This is a genomic window from Vannielia sp. SX4 (genome assembly GCF_052828525.1).
In genome coordinates this window covers 835,579-853,324 of record NZ_CM128247.1, presented here as the reverse complement: position 1 = coordinate 853,324, position 17,746 = coordinate 835,579, and the positions used below count along the sequence as shown (strand labels likewise).

Genomic DNA, 17,746 nt, shown 5'->3' with positions numbered 1-17,746 from the left:
GTCTTCCCTAGGCCTTCCCCGGCCCCAGCACCGACCGCAGCCGCCGGAACGCCTCCTCCGGGCCAGCGCTGGCCTCCGCCAGAAACCCGTCGAGCTGCCCGTAAACCCGGATCGCCGCATCGATCTCCGGGTCCGAGCCAGAGGTATAGAGCCCGGACTGGATCATCAGCTCCGCCCGGTCGTAGGCCCCCAGCCGTCGCCGTGCCTTGACGATGAGCGCATTCTCCTCCGGGCTGGCCGCCTCGGGGAGCGAGCGCGAGGTCGAGCGCAGCAGGTCCACCGCCGGGAAGCGCCCGCGTTCCGCGATCTCCCGCGCCAGCACCACGTGGCCGTCGAGCACGCCGCGCAGGATATCGGCCACCGGCTCCTCCATGTCCGACCCGGCGACCAGCACCGAGAAGATCGCGGTGATATCCCCCACGCCATCCACCCCCGGCCCCGCCCGCTCGGCCAGCGCCATGATCATATGTGCGGTCGAGGGCGGATAGCCTCGCAAGCTCGCAGGCTCCCCAGCCGCCAGCGCCACCTCCCGGTGAGCCTCGGCAAAGCGCGTCACCGAGTCGGCCAAAAAGAGCACATGGTGCCCCTCGTCCCGCAGGTGCTCCGCTACCGCCATCGCCGTCCAGAGGCACCGGCGCCGTGCAATGGCTGACTGATCCGATGTCGCCGCCACGATCACTGAGCGCGCCATGCCCTCCGGCCCCAGCACATCTTCTATAAAGTGCCGCAGCTCCCGCCCCCGCTCACCGACCAGCGCAATCACCGCCCGGTCTGCCTGAAGCCCCCGACCCAGCGCGCCCAGCAGAGAGGATTTGCCCACGCCCGAGCCGGCGAAAAGGCCAAGCCGCTGGCCCCGCACGATCGGCAACAGCGTATCGAACACCGCCAGCCCGGTGCCCAGCCGGTCGCCCAGCCGCTTGCGCTGTGTCGCAGGCGGGGCATGGGGCCGCAGTGGCCGCAACTCCGCCCCCCGCGCCAACGCCCGCCCGTCGAGCGGCTGGCCATAGGGGTCGATCACCCGCCCCTGCCACGACAGATCAGGGAACAGCCCGTCGCCCCCCTGCAACGTCACCTTGTCCCCCAGCCGGATGCCATCAGCTGGCCCGTCCGGCAGGGCCATCGCGCGGTCCCGGTCGATATGCACGATCTCTCCCCGAAGCCGCCCGCCCTGCGTGCCGAGCCAGACCTGATCGCCCAGCGCGGCGATCTCCGACAAGCCGGTGAGCTCCACCGCGCCGCGCCCCACGGCGCTGATCCGCCCGACCGAGGCAGAGGGCCTGAGCGCCGCGATTTCGGCAGTGAGTTGGGCAATCGAGGTCTCGGCCATGGGATTCTCCACATTCCGCGCCGCGAGCCGGGCGCCTGAAACTGTTTCTAAAGGAATCAGGGTTAAGCCCAGGTTGAAGCCCGTGGGAGAAACCCCGATGTTCGATCAGCTCGAGATCCTTTCAATGGCGCGTGGCCTTGCCACGCACTCCGCCGCCCGCCAGTCCGTGGTGGCGCAAAACCTCGCCCAGGCCGATACCGCCGGTTACAAGGCGCGCGACCTCGCCAGCTTTGGCGAGAGCTACCGTGCCTCAACCGGGCTGGCTCTGCGCAGCACCCGCACTGGCCATATCGCCGACAGCACGCCACCGCCCGCCCTGCGCCCCCATGTGGAGCGCGGCATCGATGGCGACCCCAACGGCAACACCGTTTCGATCGAGAGCCAGATGGTGAAATCGGCCGAGATCCGCACCCAGCACGAAATGGCGCTTTCGGTCTACCGCACCACGCTCGGCATCCTCCGCACCACGCTCGGCCGCGGGTAAGGGGGCAACATGAGCGATCTTCTGTCCAGTTTCTCCGTCTCCGCCAGCGGCATGGCCGCGCAAAGCTCGCGCCTGCGCCACGTGTCGGAGAACATCGCCAACGCCGATACCCCCGGCTACCACCGCAAGCTGACCCCGTTCCGCGAGGTGATGCAGGGCGGCCGGATGACCGGCGAGGTCGAGGCCGCGCCGGTCCGGCTCGATGACACCGAGCTTCCCGAGGTCTTCGACCCCTCGCACCCGATGGCCGATGAGGCGGGCTTCTACCGCGGCTCCAACGTCGATCTCGTGATTGAGATCGCCGATGCCCGCGAGGCCCAGCGCAGCTATGAGGCCAACCTCAAAATGTTTGATCAGGCCCGGCAGATGACCCGGAGCCTGTTGGAAATACTGCGAAAATAGCAGGTTAAAGGAGATCCAGAATGGATATCAAACTGTCCCAGGTGGCTCGGCTCTACGAAGGAGCCAAGCCGGCCACCGCTCCGAAGGAGAGCACTCAGTCGGGCGGCGAAGGCTTCGCCCGCGTGGCCCAGGACTTCGCCTCCATGCTCTCGAACGCGGAGCAGGTGGCGCAGGATGCGATGGTCGGCAAAGCCGATCCTCACGCCCTCGTTCAGGCATTGGCCGAAACCGAGCTGGCGGTCGAAACCGCCGTCACGGTGCGCGACAAGGTCGTGGAGGCCTACCAGGAAATCCTGCGGATGCCTGTGTGATCAATGGAGGCGGCGGGCTTTTACGACACGCTCCGCGAGGGGCTCTGGGTCGGCGTCATCATCGCCCTGCCCATCCTCATCGTGGCACTCGTCGCGGGCGTGGCCATTGGCCTCGTCCAGGCGCTCACCTCGGTGCAGGAGATGACCCTCACCTTCGTGCCCAAGCTCGCCGCCATCCTCGCCGTCTTCTGGCTGACCATGGGGTTCATGACCGAACGCCTCGTCAGCTTCTTCCAATCCACTCTCGTGCCGCTGATCGCCGGAGGATAACCCCATGAGCACCGGATACGTGACCCTCTCCCGCCAGACCGGGTTGATGAACGAGATGCGCGCGGTCGCGAACAATCTCGCCAACCTCTCCACTACCGGCTTTCGCCGCGAAGGGGTGATCTTTTCCGAATGGGTCCGCGCCGCCGATGGCCCTTCGGGCTCGGTCTCCATGGGCACCGCCCGCGTGCGCAACACCGACCTGTCGCAGGGCGTCCTCTCCCAGACCGGCGGAACCTTCGATTTTGCAATCGAGGGCGAGGGTTTCTTCCAGATCGAAACGCCCGAGGGCCTGCGCCTCACCCGTGCTGGCAGCTACTCCCCCGGCCCGGCGGGCGAGTTGATGAACGGTGATGGCCATTTCCTGCTCGATGCCGGCGGCGCGCCTGTTTTCGCCCCGCCTGGCGTGCGCTCCATCAGCCTCTCGCCCGATGGCACCCTGTCCGCCGATGGCACGCCGCTCACCCAGATCGGCGTGGTGGTGCCCGAGGATTACACCGCCATGACCCGGCAGGGCGGCACCCTCTTCAACCCCGGCGGCGCTGTGCTGCCCGCCGAGAACGCCCGCGTGCTGCAAGGCTTTGTTGAAGAGAGCAACGTCGACCCGATCCTCGAGATCGCACGGATGATCGAGGTCCAGCGCACCTATGAGCTGGGCCAGAAATTTCTGGAGAAGGAGTCCGAGCGCAAGGACTCCGTCATCCAGACTCTGACACGATAAGGAGGCAAGCCAATGCAGGCCCTGAAGATCGCCGCCACCGGCATGAGCGCGCAGCAGATGCGCGTCGATGTCATCTCCAACAACCTCGCGAACATGAGCACCACCGGCTACAACGCCCGCCGCGCCGATTTTGCCGATCTGCACTACCGCCAACTCGCCCGGCCTGGCGCGATCAACGCGAATGATGGAACCATCCTGCCGACCGGCGTGCAGATCGGTCTCGGCGTGCGGCCCTCCGCCGTCAGCATGAACGTCCAGCAAGGCTCGCTCGGCGCCACCGGCGGCGATCTTGATGTGGCGATCGAGGGCAATGGTTATTTCGAGGTCACCCTGCCCTCCGGCCTCTCCGCCTACACCCGCGACGGCGCCCTGAAGCGCTCGGCAGATGGCCTCATCGTCACCGCTGACGGCTACGGTGTAGTGCCCGATATCACCATCCCCGAGGATGCCCGCGCCATCTCGATCAACGCCGACGGCGAGGTCTACGCCTACTTCAACGATCAGGTCGCGCCCCAACTCCTCGGCCAGTTCACCCTCGCCGACTTTTCCAACGTGAAGGGGCTCGAGGCGATGGGCTCCAACCTCTTCCTCGAGACCGAGGCCTCCGGCCCGCCGCTGGTGGCCACCCCCGGCGAACAGGGGCTCGGGACCGTCCGGCAGGGCTATCTGGAGGATAGCTCGGTCGATGCGGTGAAGGAGATCACCGACCTGATCACCGCCCAGCGCGGTTACGAGCTGAACGCCAAGGTCATCACCGCCGCCGACCAGATGCTCGGCGCCACAACCCAGATCCGCTGATGATGCTTCGCCTCCTCGCCCTCCTGTCGCTTCTCGCCAGCCCGCTCCGGGCCGAGATGCTGGTGGCCGCCCGGATGATCCCGGCGGGCACCCTGCTGGAGCCTCGCGATGTGCTCCTGCGCGAGGGCGCGGCGGCGGGCGCTGTAGTGGCTGTCGAGGAGGCCGTCGGGCTCGAATCCCGCGTCGTCCTCTACCCCGGCCGCCCGATCCGCGCCGCCGATCTCGGCCCGCCCGCGCTGGTCGAGCGCAACCAGATCGTCACCCTCGTCTACCGCCGCTCCGGCCTGCTCATCGCCACCGAGGCGCGGGCGCTGGGGCGCGGCGGCGTGGGCGACATGCTGAGAGTCATGAACCTCGCATCCCGCAGCACCGTCACCGGACAGGTCGACGAGGCGGGGCGCGTCATCGTGGGCCCGAGCGCCCGAATGCTGCACGATCTGGAGGACTTCTGATGACCCGCACCGCCCTTATCCTGCTCACCGCGCTGCTCGCACTCACCGGCTGCTCGCGCCTGCAAAACGTGGGCAAGGCCCCCGACTTCGAGCCGACCGAAAAGAGCTATGAGTACCGCGCGATGGCCTCCGTACCCCTGCCCGATGTGCTCGATGACAAGCGCGGCGCCGAGCAGGCCTCGCTCTGGAGCCGCAACCGCAAGTCCCTGCTGGGCGACCGGCGGGCAGTGCGGCGCGGCGATATCCTCACCGTGGTGATCGAGATCGACGATTCCGCCTCCATCTCCAACGCCACAGGCCGCAGCCGCAACGGCTCCGAGAGCATGGGCGTCCCCTCGCTCTTCGGCATCCCCCAGCGGATCGACGAGCGCCTGCCCGAAGGCGCCAGCACCGCCGATGCCGTCTCGGCCAACTCGTCATCCACCTTCTCGGGCAACGGCTCGGTAAGCCGGAACGAGCAGCTGGAGTTGCGCATCGCGGCGACCATCGTGGAGGAAATGTCGAACGGCATCCTGCGCATTCAGGGCAGCCAGGAGGTGCGGGTGAACTTCGAGCTGCGCGAGCTTCTGGTCACCGGCTATGTTCGCCCAGAGGACATCACCCGCCAGAACGAGATCACCTATGACAAAATCGCCGGCGCTCGCATTTCCTACGGCGGTCGCGGCCAGATCACCGATGTGCAGCAGCCGCGCTACGGCCAGCAGGTGGCCGACATCGTCCTGCCCTTCTGATCCGCCCACACCGGAGACAGCCCCATGAAGTCGATCCTCCTCATCCTCATCCTCGCCGCCATCGGCATTGGCGCGGGAGCAGGCGCGGGCATGATGCTCCGCCCGCCGCCCGAGGAGGTCGTGATGAACCCCTGCGGCGAGGAGGGCGAGATGGTCGAGAGCCACCCGGTCGCCGCGCCGGAGCCAAAGGACACCACCGGGGAGGAGGCCGACCCGAACAAGGAATACGTGAAGCTGAACAACCAGTTCATCGTGCCCATCGTGGAGGAGGGGCGCGTGGCCTCGATGGTGGTGCTGAGCCTTAGCCTCGAGGTCGAGCTCGGCCAGCGTGAAACCGTTTATGCCCGCGAGCCCAAGCTGCGCGACAGCTTCCTTCAGGTGCTCTTCGACCATGCAAATTCAGGCGGGTTCTCGGGCAACTTCACCACCGGCACCAAGATGCGCCATCTTTCCGAAGCGCTTGAGGAGATTGGCCGCAAGGTGCTCGGCGCCACGCTGACGGATGTGCTCATCATCGACATCGTCCGGCAAGATAACTGACCACCGGAAGCTGGCGCAGGGCCCGCGCAGCTCAGCGCCGCTCGCCGACCTCGCGGGTCTCACTCAGGGTCATCCCGGCAGAGAGCGCCTCGGGGTCCACCACCAACTCCAGCACTGCAAGCCGCCCGCTGGCCTGCGCCCGCACGAAGGCCCCGGCAAAGTCCTCTGTCCGCTCCACCCGCTCGCCGAACCCGCCATAGGCCTGGGCCAGCGCCACGAAATCCGGGTTGGCAAGGTCGGTGCCCGAGACGCGCCCGGGGAAGGTCTTTTCCTGATGCATCCGGATCGTGCCATAGCGCCCGTTGTTCACCACCAGCACGATCGGCGCAGCGCCGTGTTGCATCGCGGTCGAAAGCTCGTTGCAGGTCATCTGAAAGCAGCCGTCCCCCGCCAGTGCCACCACCACTCGCTCGGGATGGCGCAGCTTGGCGGCGATGGCGGCGGGAAGGCCGTAGCCCATCGAGCCGGAAGTCGGCGCAAGCTGGGTGCCGTAACGCTTGAACTGGTAGTAGCGATGCAGCCAGGCGGCATAGTTGCCCGCGCCGTTGGTCAGCACCGCATCGTCGGGCAGGTTCTCCGACAGCCAGTGGATCACCTGCTCCAGCTTCAGCGCGCCGGGGGTCTCCTTCGGGCGGATCCACTTTTCATAGGCGGCGCGGTAATCGGCCGTCCACTGCCGCTTGTCGCCGCGCGGTCGGACTGAACGGGCGAGCTTGGCCAGCACCACCGGCGCCTCCGCGACGAAGGGCAGCTGCACCGGGTAGACCTTGCCGATCTCGTCCGGATCGGGGTGCACATGGATGATCCGCTTGTGCGGCGCGGCCACGTCGAGCAGCTTGTAGCCGCCCATCGTCACATCGCCCAGCCGGGTGCCCAGCGCCACGATCAGGTCGGCCTGCCGCACCGCATCGGCAAGGCCCGGGCTCATGCCCACGCCGAGATCGCCGATGTAATTGGGGTGCCGGTTGTCCATGTAATCCTGCCGCCGGAACGGCACCGCCACAGGCAGATCCATCGCCTCGGCAAAGCGCGCGAGGTTGGCGGAGGCCTCGGCGCTCCAGCCCGGCCCGCCCGCGATCAGCAGTGGCCGGTGCGACCGCTCGATCTGGTGGATCACCAGCTCGGCAAAGTTCGACCCTTCCGGCGAGGTGAAAAAGGAGTCATCCGGCCGGTCGGCCACGTTGACCTTGTCGTGCAGCATGTCCTCGGGGAGCGAAAGCACCACCGGCCCCGGACGGCCCGACATCGAAAGGCGGAAGGCGCGGTCGATATATTCCGGCAGGCGCGCGGCATCGTCCACCTCCGCCGTCCACTTGGCGACGGGGGCCAGAAAGGCCTTCATGTCCACTTCCTGAAAGGCGTCGCGGTCGCGCTGCTCGCGCGGCACCTGCCCGACGAACACCACCATCGGCGTGCTGTCATGCTTGGCCACATGCAGCCCGGCGGAGGCATTGGCCGCCCCCGGCCCGCGGGTCACGAAGAGCACGCCGGGCTCGCCGGTCATCTTGCCCTCGGCCTCGGCCATCATCGCCGCGCCGCCTTCCTGACGGCAGACGATGTTCTTGATGCCGGAGCCCACGAGCCCGTCGAGCACCGGCAAAAAGCTCTCTCCCGGCACCGAGAACACGCGCTCGATGCCACGGATGGCGAGTTGGTCGACAAGCACCTGCCCGCCATGCCGAAGCTCAGCGGCCCGCGGCGCGGCGGAAGGTTTGGGCGTTTTTAGTGGCACGACGGTCTTCATCTGGCGGCCCCGGGGATTCGTCTCAGCCTGTGCCATTCGCGCGGCCCCGGCAAGCCTCCGGCCCGACTATTTTCTGCTGTGGGGTCAGTGAGTCAGCGCGCCGTCGGTTCCGGTCGCCGCCGGGGTGAAACCGCCACCGTGATACTCAACCATCGCGGCGAGGTCGTCGACCGGGGTGCCCGTGCGGAGGAAGGCGCAGGCATTGGATGCGATCGAAAAGATCGACCCGTCCGAGAAGAAGCTGGTGTCAGTGACGAAGATCACCTTGGTCTCGGGGCTGCGGTAGGCGGCAAAATCGGCCACCGCCAGCGCGCTGCCCTCAGCCAGCACGAGGTTCAGCACGATCACCTTGGCCTCGCCGTGGCGCAGCACATCCACCGCATCGCCCTGGCCGCCAACGAGCGTCACCTGGCAGCCTTGCCGCTCCAGATGCCGAGCCCAGACTCCTCCGAGCTCCTCGTCGCTTTCCACGATCAAGACTTTCACACCACGCCTCGCTGACCGGACGGTTCCGGACGCAACGCCCCCTCAGCCCACTATGGGCCAGAATACCTAAACGCACGTTAACACATTGGACATAATGGTTAACGCGATTCCCCGGCTCCGGAGGGACAAATCTAAAATCAGCCTCAAATCAGCGCCTTGTCGCCCATCCCCCGTGAACGGCCTGTTAACCACTTAACGTTTTCGTAGGCCCCGTTGCGTCCTCCCGCGTGTCCGCTACCCTCTCGCCGCACTGCCAGCCCCGGAGATCGCCATGCGCACCGCCCTTCTCGCCGCCAGCCTGCTCGCCGCCGCCCCGCTTCAGGCGCAAGAGGCACCCTGCGGCGGTGACTTCACCGCCTTCAAGGCCGCCCTCGCCGCCGAGGCCCCCACCCACGGCGTCAGCGCCGACACCGCCAGCCGCTTCCTGTCCGGCGTCCGGCAAGACCAGGCTGTCCTCAAGGCCGACCGCGCCCAAGGCGTCTTCCAGATGCCCTTCGTCGATTTCTCCCGCCGCCTCATTAGCCAGTCCCGCATCGACCGGGGCCGCGCCAATGCGCGCGAGTACGATTCGATCTTCACCGAGATCGAACAGCGCTACGGCGTCTCCCGCGGCGTCCTCCTCGCCTTCTGGGCCTTCGAAACCGACTACGGTGCGGTGCAGGGCGATTTCAACACGGTGAACGCCCTCGTCACCCTCGCCCACGACTGCCGCCGCCCCGGCCTGTTCCGGCCGCAGGTCTTTGCCGCGATGAAGCTGTTCGAAACCGGCGATCTCGACCCCGCCCGCACCACCGGCGCATGGGCGGGCGAGATCGGCATGGTCCAGATGCTCCCCGAAGACATCATCGAAAACGGCGTCGATGGCGATGGCGACGGCCACGTGAGCCTCAAGACCTCCGCCCCCGATGCGCTGATGTCCGGCGGCAAGATGCTGCAATCGCTCGGCTGGCGCGCAGGCGAGCCCTGGCTGCAAGAGGTTACGATCCCCGACACGCTCGACTGGTCGCAGACCGGGCTGGAAACCGAGAAGCCCGCCGCCGAATGGGCCGCCCTCGGCGTGCAGCCCCGCGAGGGCAGCTTTGCCGATCTTCCCGCCTCGCTCCTGCTCCCGCAGGGCCGCAAGGGCCCGGCCTTCCTCGCCTACCCCAACTACCGCGTCTACTTCGAGTGGAACCAGAGCTTCGTCTACGTCACCACCGCCGCCTATTTCGCCACCCGGCTGGAGGGCGCGCCGGTGTTCAATGCAGGCACCCCCGATCCGGGCCTCGCGGACGGGCAAATGAAGGCCCTGCAACAGAAACTTCAGGCGCAGGGATATGACGTGGGCGAGGTCGACGGCATCCTCGGCGCAAAAACCCGCTCCGCCGTGCGCGCCGAACAGGCCCGCCTCGGCCTGCCCGCCGATGGCTGGCCCACCGCGGAACTGCTGAACAGTTTATGAGAATGCAACTGCGTCGCAGTTACATCTAATTGAAATCGTTGACTTTTCCGACGAGCGCCTTTACCTGACCCGCACAGGAAAGGCCCGCCATGACCCCGCTTGCCATCGCCACCCTCGCGCTTGCGCTCTCGATCGACGCCTTCGTGGCGGCGCTTGGCCGTGGCGCGCAGGTCGCCCGGCCCGGCTTTGCCACCGCGCTCTCCACCGGCGCCGTCTTCGGCGCGGTCGAGGCGCTGACCCCGCTGCTCGGTTGGGCCGCCGGGCTGGCCGCCGCGCAGTTTGTCGAGGCCATCGACCACTGGATCGCCTTTCTCCTGCTCGCCCTCGTCGGCGGGCGCATGGTGCTGCACGCGCTCGCCAAGTCCCGGCCCGCGCCGACCGCAGGCGGCCTCGTTCTCACCGCCATCGGCTCCTCGATCGACGCCTTCGCCGTGGGCATCTCGCTCGCCGTCCTTGGCGCGCCCATCGTCACCGTCGCCATCGCCATCGGCGCGGCGACCCTCGTCATGGCCACCCTCGGCACCCTCGCCGGGGCCTCCCTTGGCCGCCGCTTCGGCACCCTTGCCGAGGTCGCGGGCGGCCTTGCGCTCATCGCCCTCGGCACCGGCATCCTGCTCGATCACACGCTCCTGGCCTGACGGCCGCCTGATCGGCCCCCAAATGCCGCCCGACCCGCTTGCCGCGCCGCGCCCGCGCCTTTAGAACGCGCAGGTCAACAAGGAGTCCGCGCGATGACCGAACAGCTCAACAGCTTCATGACCGGCCCCGATGAAAAGGGCCGCTTCGGCGATTTCGGCGGGCGTTTCGTGTCGGAAACGCTGATGCCGCTGATCCTCGAGCTCGAGGAACGCTACGAGCACGCCAAGACCGACCCGGAGTTCTGGGCCGAGATGGACTTCCTGTGGAAGCATTACGTCGGCCGCCCCAGCCCGCTCTACTTTGCCGAGCGGCTGACCGAGCGCCTCGGCGGCGCCAAGGTCTACTTCAAGCGCGATGAGCTGAACCACACCGGCGCCCACAAGATCAACAACGTGCTGGGCCAGATCATCCTCGCCCGCCGCATGGGCAAGAACCGCATCATCGCCGAGACCGGCGCAGGCCAGCACGGCGTGGCCACCGCCACCGTCTGCGCCAAGTTCGGCCTCAAATGCGTTGTCTACATGGGCGCCCACGACGTGGAGCGCCAGGCCCCCAACGTCTTCCGCATGCGCCTTCTGGGCGCCGAGGTGGTGCCGGTGACCTCCGGGCGCGGCACCCTGAAAGACGCGATGAACGACGCGCTGCGCGACTGGGTGACCAACGTGCGCGACACCTTCTACTGCATCGGCACCGTCGCCGGCCCGCACCCCTACCCGGCAATGGTCCGCGATTTTCAGGCCATCATCGGCAAGGAAACCCGCGAGCAGATGATGGAGGCCGAAGGCCGCCTGCCCAACAGCCTCGTGGCCGCCATTGGCGGCGGCTCCAACGCGATGGGCCTGTTCTTCCCCTTCCTCGATGACAAGGAAGTGGAAATCATCGGCGTCGAGGCCGGCGGCAAGGGCGTGAACGAAAAGATGGAGCACTGCGCCTCCCTCTCCGGCGGCCGCCCCGGCGTGCTGCACGGCAACCGCACCTACCTGCTGCAGGACGAAGACGGCCAGATCCTCGAAGGCTCCTCCATTTCGGCGGGCCTCGACTACCCGGGCATCGGCCCCGAGCACTCTTGGCTGCACGAGACGGGCCGCGCCAAATACGTGTCGATCACCGACGCCGAGGCGCTCGAAGCCTTCCAGCTCTGCTGCGAGACCGAGGGGATCATCCCCGCGCTCGAGCCCTGCCACGCGCTCGGCCACGTCATCAAATACGCGCCCACCCTGCCGGCCGACCACATCCTCTGCATGAACATGTGCGGACGCGGCGACAAGGATATCTTCACCGTCGCCAAGGCCCTCGGCGTCGACATGAGCGCGATGGGCTGAGGCCTAAACCTCGGTTTAGGCCCCTCTGCCGGGGGTTTAGGCCGGTCACCCGGGGGTTTAAGGCCGCACGCCTAAACCCCCGGCCAATCGACCGCCCGTCCCCAACCACGCTTTCCTTTCGGCCAAGGTCCGGCACCCCGCCGGCCCACAACGCCCGAAAGGAAAAGCCGATGCGCCGCATCCTCATTCTCTCCACCACGGCCCTCACCATGGTCAGCGCCCCAGCCATGGCCGACCTGTCCAAGCGCGACATCATGCGCATGCACCCCGGCGCCGACCGGATCGTGATCCAGCGCGGCAGTCAGACCACACGGGTCGATGTCTACCGCGATGGCCAGCGCGAAGTCTTCGGCTACGACAACCGCTCCGACCGCCGGATCCACCACATGTCCGGGCTGGATGACGACGATGATGACTGGGATGACCGCGACGACGATGACGACGATGATCGTTACGACGACCGGGATGATGACCGCGATGATGATGACGATCGCGACGACGACCGGGATGATGACGATGACCGGGACGATGATCGCGACGATGATCGTGATGACGACCGCGACGATGATGATGATAACGACGACGACGACGACGACGACGACGACGACGACGACGACGACGATTGATCGCCCGCGCAATCTCATGCCGAAAGGCCCAAACCCGTCCGGCCCGGTTTTCCGGGTCGGGCGCTTCGCTTAAGCTCTGACCATGACTCGCATCCTCGCGCTCCTCTGCCTCGTCACCGCCCTCGTCCTGCCCGAGCCCGCGGCGGCCCAGTCGGTGCGCGACCGCGTGGTCTCGCAGCTCGAGGCGCAGGGGTTCGGCAACTTCCGCATCTCCCGCACCCTGCTGGGCCGGGTGCGCATCGTCGCCATCGGCCGCGGGATGCAGCGCGAAATCGTCTTCAACCCGGCCACCGGCGAGATCCTGCGCGATCTCTCCCGCCCGATCCGCAAGGGGGTGCAGGGCAGCAACGGCCACGCCTCTGGCGCGGGCAATGACCGCAACGGTGGCGGCGGCGGAGATGACGACGACGATGATGATGATGATGATGACGACGGCGGGGACGATGACGACGATGGGGGCGACGACGATGGGGGCGACGACGATGACGATTGATCTGCCCGGCGCCCCGCCCGCGCCGCCCCGCGCGGCAGGCCTCCCGTGATGCAGGCCAACACCGCCCTCCTCCTCGTCATCCTCGTCGTGCAAACCCTCTGCGCGCTGTTCTTCGTGGGCGAGATCCTGTCCTCGGTCATCGGCTTCGCGCCACTCAGCTGGCAGGTGCATGAGTTCATCGAGATCGGCGCCGCGCTCGGGCTCCTTCTCGGCATCCTGCTGGGCGGCATCGCCCTGCGCCGCACCATGTCGCGCAACGCCGCGCTGGGGCACCAGTTGCACGCCGCCTCCAGCGCCTTCATGGATCTGCTCGAAGAGCGCATCGCCGCCTGGGGCCTGACCCCGGCCGAACGAGATGTGGCCATCTTCGCGGTGAAGGGCCTGACCATCCCCGAAATCGCCAGCCTGCGCCAAACCTCAGAGGGCACGGTGAAGGCCCAAACGGCGGCGATCTATCGCAAAGCCGGGGTCAACGGCCGTCCCCAGCTTCTCTCGCTCTTCATCGAGGAACTGATGGAGAGCGGCATGAACGAGCGCCTCGCCGCCACTCCACCCCCGGTCCGTCCCCAGCCTGCCGAAGCCGCCGAGGCCACCCCGCGATAGCCCCGCCTGCGCCCCGAAGTGGCAATTTTGCAACTTCACGGCCCATGACAGCATATTTCATGCGGCAGAATCGCGCATCCCGCCTATACGGCCCCTCCCGCTCGTAGCGGTCGGAGTTCAGCGGCTCGGGGTTTGATCCCCCGTCCGGTGCGGAGAGGCCCTGCCTTTGCCGTATGCCGAACCCGGCGCAGCCCTGCGGGATGCGCGTGTAGCTCAGCGGAAGAGCGCCGGAATTTAATCCGGAGGTCGGAGGTTCAAGTCCTTCCACGTGCGCCATCGATGTAGCTCATCTGGGAGAGCACCAGACTTCTAATCTGGGTGTAGCGGGTTCGATCCCCGTCATCACCGGCCCTTAAAAGGCCACCAGTTTCAGGAACTGGCCACCGCTTTGAACGGTGCATCTGAAGATACGGAGTTCGGGGTCGCCCTGTCGGGTGGTTCCGCGCCAATCCCGCGCCCTCGGGCAAGGGGGCGGCAAGGCGCCTCCCGACCCTGGCCACGGGCCGGCGGCGGGTGATGGCACGGGCCGGTGCGGGCCGGGCGGCGGGAGCACTCCCAATGCCCCACCCGCCCCAAGCCACGCCCTCTCCCCGGCCCGCCCGCCCGCGGCCATGGCAGGGGCGGCCTCGGGCTCCACCCTTTCCGCGCCACCCGGCGCTTCACACCTGCCGTCCATCCCGGGCGCAACCCACCAAACCCAAAAGGAGATCGCGCGTGCGATAGCGAAGCGAAGAAGGAACGAGACAATGACCATGATAGATTTTCTGACCGGGACCATCCCCGTCACCGTCACCGAAACCGAGCGTGTGCTCGTGCTGCGGCACGGGCGGTTCGCCTCCATGCTGACCGCCGGGCACTACCGCCTGCGGCGCAAAGGCACCACGCTCCACCGGTATGACATCGAGGCAAACCCTGCCTTCGTCTCGTCCTACAGCGACGCCTTGAAGCGCGCACGCCCCGATCTGCACGACGCCCACCTCACCGAGGTCCGGGCCGAGGAGGCCGAGGTGGTGCTGATCTCGCTCTATGGCTGGCCCTGGCGCCTGCTCCACCCCGGCCACCGGGTCACCGTCTGGAAAGACGCGGGCCTCTGGACGGTCGAGCGCCACGCCGTGACCGGCCCCCTCCTGCCCAAGGCACTGGGGGACCGGCTCGAGGCCGCCGGGATCACGCGGGTCTATACCCCCGTGACCGTGCCCGATGGCCACACCGGCCTGCTCTTCACCGAGGGCGCGCTGGTGGGCGATCTGGCCCCCGGTCTGCACCGTGTCTGGACGATCGGCGCCAAGTCGACCGTCACCACGGTCGATCTCCGCTGGCGGGCCCATGAGGTCACCGGCCACGAGATCCTCACGCGGGATCGGGTGACTCTGCGGGTCAACCTCTCGGCCACCTACCGGGTGGTCGATGCGCGGGCCGCAGTGACGGTGACCAAGGACTACGCCGAGGCGCTCCACCGGGCGCTGGCACTCGCTTTCCGGAAGACCCTCGGGGCGCTGACCCTCGATGAGCTTCTGGCCGACAAGGTCGCGGTCGACGAAACGGCAGCGGGCGAGGTCCGGGCGGCCATGGCCGAGCTCGGGCTCGAGGTGGCGGAGATCGCCCTGAAGGACGTGATCCTTCCCGGCGAGATGCGCGAAATCCTCAACCGCGTCGTGGCGGCGGAGAAAGAGGCGGAAGCCAACGTCATCCGTCGGCGCGAAGAGACCAACGCGGTCCGGGCGCTGCACAACACGGCTAAGGTCATGGCGGACAACCCCGTCATGCTGCGGCTGAAAGAGCTGGAGGCGCTGGAAACCGTGGCCTCCAAGGTCGAGCGGCTCACCGTCCACAACGGGACGGCCGGGCTTCTGTCCGACCTCGTGAAGCTCCGCGACTGAACCAACAGGCCGTCCGGCACCCCCGCCGGGCGGCCTACCCCTACAATTCGCCTGAAATTCTCGCCTCGCCCTGGTCATTTTCTTGCTGAAAATATTCCCGGGGGTGTGGGGGCAGCGCCCCCACTCCGACACTAGCCACAAGCGCAAGGCTCACACCTCCTGCGCCGCCTCCCGCGCAACCGCTTCAAGGTCCATCCCCGGCTCACCCACGGCCACCCATGCGGCACCCGGCGCAAGCCAGCGCACCATCTCCACACCGTCAAAGCTGCGCGGCGTGAACTCTTCGCTCCCCGGCCCCTCCCGGCCCAGCATGCAAAGCGCCATCACCTGGCCATCGGCATCGGTATAGAGCAGCTGCGCCACCGGCTTGCCGCCCGCCACCAGCAGGCGCGCGCCCTGAAAGGTAAAGCCAGAGGCCGCAAGGTCCGGCACGCTGAACGGCACGCCCGTCTCCTTGCCGAGCCACGTCTCGATATGGTCCTTCTCGCTCGCCGGCACCTCCACGAGGTGCGCCACCTGCCGGGCATAGACCCGGTGGTAATCGGCGATCTCGTCCATCCAGCCGCGCGTGGCATGGCCATCGGCCAGTTCAGTGCCCGGCACCAGTGCGCGGGTCATCAGCGCCCCGGCCCCCGCGCCCACCAGAAGCAGCGCCAGCGCCGCAGCGATGGATGAGGAAAAGAACGGTTGGCGGTTCTCATTGGCCGCGGCATAGGCCGGCGGCGGCATCTCTTCGCGCGGCGCATTGCCCCCGGCCGGAATGCCCCCAACGGAAGGCGTGCCACCGCCCAGCGCTGCCTGCCCCGGCACGCCCGGCTCGGCCTCCGCCACATCCGGCGCCGGGGCCGCGCCCTCGCCGCCCGGCGTGGCAGCGGCCACCGTGGGCCGGGCCTCCTCCAGCCGGGTGCCCGGCGTGGTGGTGGCCGATATCGTCGCCAGCAGCGCGGGCGGCAACGGTGCGTCGAGCAGGCTGTCAAAGGCCGCGCCCACCTCGGCATCCAGCGCCCCCGCCACCTCGATCTCTGCAGCAAGGCTCGGGTCTTCGGCCGCTTCGGCCTCGAAGGCGGCGGCCTCGGCGGCGCTCATCGCCCCGTCGAGATAGGCAGAGATGCGGTCCATCCGGTCGTCCATCATGCCGCCTCCCCTGCCAGTGCCGCTCGCAGGCGCACCCGCGCCGCCGACATGCGCGACATCACCGTGCCCGGCGGAATATCGAGGATCGACGCCGCCTCGGCATAGCTGTGCCCCTCCACCGAGACGAGCAGCAGCACCGATGAGAGCCCCTCGGGCAGCGCCATGATCTGCGCCATCACCTGCCCCGCGCGGGTGGCTTCCTCGCCGCCCGCATGGCTCACCAGTTCGGCGGCCTCCTCGGCGGGCACTGTGCCTTCGCCCGTCCGCACCTGCCGCTTGCGCATCTCCGAGGTCCAAAGATTGCGCGCCATCGTGTAGAGCCAAGGCAGCAACGGCTGCTCTGGGTTCCACTTGGCGGCATTGGTTATGGCACGTTCGCAGGTCATCTGAACAAGGTCATCGCCCTCGGATGGGTGGCGGGTCAGGCTGAGCGCAAAGCGCCGCAGCCGCGGAAGGCTGGCCAGAAGCTCGGCCTGAAAATCTGTCGCGTCGGGCTGCAAGCTGCGGCCTCCTCGGAGCGGTGCGAACCCCTTGGTCCGCGTGGCCCGATAGAAACCAAAGGCCGGTCGCGATGCAACCGCCCGTGCGAAAATGCGCCCGGACGGTTGGCTTTTTGGGGCAGGCAGGGATGGCGCCTGCCCCTCGGGTGTGCAGCGGGATCAATAATCCACCGCAACCCCGCCAATCGCCTGCATCAGGCTGGCATAGGCCCATGTGTCCTGCCCGCCGCGCAGGGCGATCTCTTCAAGCTGCTCGGTCGCGCCCGCAAGGTCGCCCTCGGCGGCGAGGCCTTGGCCCATGTAGGAGCGGGCAAGAATGTAGTCGGGGTCCACGTTCAGCGCGGCCTGGTAAAAGCCCATCGCGGCGCCGGTGTCGCCCATCTTGCGGTGGGTGAAGCCCTTGTAGTTCAGGATGCGCGGGTCGTTCTGGTCTTCGGCGGCGGCCAGCACCATCAGGGCGCGGTCGTATTTGCCGTTGTAGGCCAGTTCGCGGGCGGCTTCGTAGCGGTCGTCGTCGGTGACAGCTTCGGACTTGGCGTCGAGGCACTTGGCGGTCTTCTCGTCAAACACCTGCCCCTTCTCGCACTTCGTGGTCGTCGAGGTGCTGGTCGGCGGGGTGGTGCTGTCGGAGCCTGCGGCAAAGGCCGGGGCGGCCATGGCGAGGAGAACGGCGGTCATCGGAAGAATGCGGGTCATCTGTCGGTCCTTTGGGTCAATGGTCTGGTTCGGTTTATCTCGGTGACGGCCCTCATCGGCTGTCATGAGAGTTACGCAGCAGCGCCCCGGTTTATTCACCATCGGCCGAGATTATTTCGCGAAAATCTCGTAACCCTCTGACCACGCAG

At 67.6% G+C, this 17,746-nt stretch carries 22 protein-coding genes and 2 tRNA genes; 18 read left to right on the top strand and 6 right to left on the bottom strand.

Features of this window, described 5'->3' with window-relative positions; translation table 11 throughout:
* Window positions 1-7 precede the first annotated feature (7 nt).
* The gene (locus ACUXVX_RS04300; protein ID WP_446310521.1) at window positions 8-1,327 is read right to left on the bottom strand and encodes a FliI/YscN family ATPase; all 1,320 of its coding nucleotides are present in this window, start codon (window positions 1,325-1,327) and stop codon (window positions 8-10) included.
* Window positions 1,328-1,424: 97 nt separating this feature from the next.
* Between ACUXVX_RS04300 and ACUXVX_RS04295 the strand changes: the two genes are divergently transcribed.
* Genes ACUXVX_RS04295 through ACUXVX_RS04255 form a run of 9 tightly spaced genes read left to right on the top strand, consistent with a single transcriptional unit; the run spans window position 1,425 to window position 6,033 of the window.
* Window positions 1,425-1,811, top strand: a complete 387-nt coding sequence (locus ACUXVX_RS04295) for a FlgB family protein (RefSeq protein WP_446310520.1) — start codon at window positions 1,425-1,427, stop codon at window positions 1,809-1,811.
* Between the two features lie 9 nt (window positions 1,812-1,820).
* Window positions 1,821-2,213 (top strand): flagellar basal body rod protein FlgC, encoded by a 393-nt coding sequence (gene flgC, locus ACUXVX_RS04290; protein WP_222470726.1) that lies wholly within the window; start codon window positions 1,821-1,823, stop codon window positions 2,211-2,213.
* Window positions 2,214-2,233: 20 nt separating this feature from the next.
* Complete coding sequence (gene fliE / locus ACUXVX_RS04285) at window positions 2,234-2,524, top strand: flagellar hook-basal body complex protein FliE (RefSeq protein WP_222495796.1); 291 nt, start codon at window positions 2,234-2,236, stop codon at window positions 2,522-2,524.
* Between the two features lie 3 nt (window positions 2,525-2,527).
* A complete protein-coding gene (locus ACUXVX_RS04280) occupies window positions 2,528-2,794 on the top strand; it encodes a flagellar biosynthetic protein FliQ (protein ID WP_446310519.1) in 267 nt (88 codons plus the stop codon).
* 4 nt (window positions 2,795-2,798) lie between these two features.
* Window positions 2,799-3,512 carry a flagellar hook-basal body complex protein gene (locus ACUXVX_RS04275; protein ID WP_446310518.1) on the top strand — a complete coding sequence of 238 codons (714 nt, stop codon included), beginning with the start codon at window positions 2,799-2,801 and terminating at the stop codon, window positions 3,510-3,512.
* Between the two features lie 12 nt (window positions 3,513-3,524).
* Window positions 3,525-4,310, top strand: coding sequence for a flagellar basal-body rod protein FlgG (gene flgG, locus ACUXVX_RS04270; protein WP_446310517.1), 786 nt, complete (start codon window positions 3,525-3,527; stop codon window positions 4,308-4,310).
* Window positions 4,310-4,762: a flagellar basal body P-ring formation chaperone FlgA gene (flgA, locus tag ACUXVX_RS04265; RefSeq protein WP_446310516.1), complete on the top strand. Its 453-nt coding sequence runs from the start codon at window positions 4,310-4,312 to the stop codon at window positions 4,760-4,762. The genes flgG and flgA overlap by 1 nt, the downstream gene beginning before the upstream one ends.
* Complete coding sequence (flgH, locus tag ACUXVX_RS04260; protein ID WP_446310515.1) at window positions 4,762-5,493, top strand: flagellar basal body L-ring protein FlgH; 732 nt, start codon at window positions 4,762-4,764, stop codon at window positions 5,491-5,493. The genes flgA and flgH overlap by 1 nt, the downstream gene beginning before the upstream one ends.
* Window positions 5,494-5,517: 24 nt before the next feature.
* A complete protein-coding gene (locus ACUXVX_RS04255; protein ID WP_222470732.1) occupies window positions 5,518-6,033 on the top strand; it encodes a flagellar basal body-associated FliL family protein in 516 nt (171 codons plus the stop codon).
* A 31-nt stretch (window positions 6,034-6,064) separates the two neighbouring features.
* On the opposite strand, the gene ACUXVX_RS04250 is transcribed toward ACUXVX_RS04255, so the two are convergent.
* Window positions 6,065-7,777, bottom strand: a complete 1,713-nt coding sequence (locus tag ACUXVX_RS04250; protein WP_446310514.1) for a thiamine pyrophosphate-binding protein — start codon at window positions 7,775-7,777, stop codon at window positions 6,065-6,067.
* An 84-nt stretch (window positions 7,778-7,861) separates the two neighbouring features.
* The gene (locus ACUXVX_RS04245) at window positions 7,862-8,263 is read right to left on the bottom strand and encodes a response regulator transcription factor (RefSeq protein ID WP_446310513.1); all 402 of its coding nucleotides are present in this window, start codon (window positions 8,261-8,263) and stop codon (window positions 7,862-7,864) included.
* Between the two features lie 271 nt (window positions 8,264-8,534).
* On the opposite strand from ACUXVX_RS04245, the gene ACUXVX_RS04240 reads away from it, so the two are divergent.
* The 9 genes from ACUXVX_RS04240 (at window position 8,535) to ACUXVX_RS04200 (ending at window position 15,267) form a co-directional block, all read left to right on the top strand.
* Window positions 8,535-9,704 carry a lytic murein transglycosylase gene (locus ACUXVX_RS04240; RefSeq protein WP_446310512.1) on the top strand — a complete coding sequence of 390 codons (1,170 nt, stop codon included), beginning with the start codon at window positions 8,535-8,537 and terminating at the stop codon, window positions 9,702-9,704.
* Window positions 9,705-9,793: 89 nt separating this feature from the next.
* A complete protein-coding gene (locus ACUXVX_RS04235) occupies window positions 9,794-10,342 on the top strand; it encodes a manganese efflux pump MntP (RefSeq protein WP_446310511.1) in 549 nt (182 codons plus the stop codon).
* 93 nt (window positions 10,343-10,435) lie between these two features.
* Window positions 10,436-11,665 (top strand): tryptophan synthase subunit beta, encoded by a 1,230-nt coding sequence (gene trpB / locus ACUXVX_RS04230; protein WP_446310510.1) that lies wholly within the window; start codon window positions 10,436-10,438, stop codon window positions 11,663-11,665.
* Window positions 11,666-11,835: 170 nt separating this feature from the next.
* Window positions 11,836-12,291: a hypothetical protein gene (locus tag ACUXVX_RS04225; RefSeq protein ID WP_446310509.1), complete on the top strand. Its 456-nt coding sequence runs from the start codon at window positions 11,836-11,838 to the stop codon at window positions 12,289-12,291.
* An 82-nt stretch (window positions 12,292-12,373) separates the two neighbouring features.
* The gene (locus ACUXVX_RS04220) at window positions 12,374-12,784 is read left to right on the top strand and encodes a hypothetical protein (RefSeq protein ID WP_446310508.1); all 411 of its coding nucleotides are present in this window, start codon (window positions 12,374-12,376) and stop codon (window positions 12,782-12,784) included.
* 48 nt (window positions 12,785-12,832) lie between these two features.
* Complete coding sequence (locus ACUXVX_RS04215) at window positions 12,833-13,387, top strand: helix-turn-helix transcriptional regulator (RefSeq protein ID WP_446310507.1); 555 nt, start codon at window positions 12,833-12,835, stop codon at window positions 13,385-13,387.
* 202 nt (window positions 13,388-13,589) lie between these two features.
* Window positions 13,590-13,663, top strand: a tRNA-OTHER gene (locus ACUXVX_RS04210).
* Window positions 13,664-13,665: 2 nt separating this feature from the next.
* A tRNA-Arg gene (locus ACUXVX_RS04205) sits at window positions 13,666-13,732 on the top strand.
* Window positions 13,733-14,133: 401 nt separating this feature from the next.
* A complete protein-coding gene (locus ACUXVX_RS04200; RefSeq protein WP_446310506.1) occupies window positions 14,134-15,267 on the top strand; it encodes a slipin family protein in 1,134 nt (377 codons plus the stop codon).
* A gap of 150 nt (window positions 15,268-15,417) precedes the next feature.
* Here the strand turns inward: ACUXVX_RS04200 and ACUXVX_RS04195 are convergent, their stop codons facing one another.
* The 3 genes from ACUXVX_RS04195 to ACUXVX_RS04185 all read right to left on the bottom strand — a co-directional run bounded on the left by ACUXVX_RS04195 (window position 15,418) and on the right by ACUXVX_RS04185 (window position 17,597).
* On the bottom strand, window positions 15,418-16,401 hold the full coding sequence (locus ACUXVX_RS04195; protein WP_446310505.1) for a hypothetical protein: 984 nt from the start codon (window positions 16,399-16,401) through the stop codon (window positions 15,418-15,420).
* Window positions 16,398-16,901, bottom strand: coding sequence for an RNA polymerase sigma factor (locus ACUXVX_RS04190; protein WP_222470743.1), 504 nt, complete (start codon window positions 16,899-16,901; stop codon window positions 16,398-16,400). The genes ACUXVX_RS04195 and ACUXVX_RS04190 overlap by 4 nt, the downstream gene beginning before the upstream one ends.
* Window positions 16,902-17,060: 159 nt before the next feature.
* Window positions 17,061-17,597: a tetratricopeptide repeat protein gene (locus ACUXVX_RS04185; RefSeq protein WP_261385236.1), complete on the bottom strand. Its 537-nt coding sequence runs from the start codon at window positions 17,595-17,597 to the stop codon at window positions 17,061-17,063.
* Window positions 17,598-17,746: the final 149 nt, after the last annotated feature.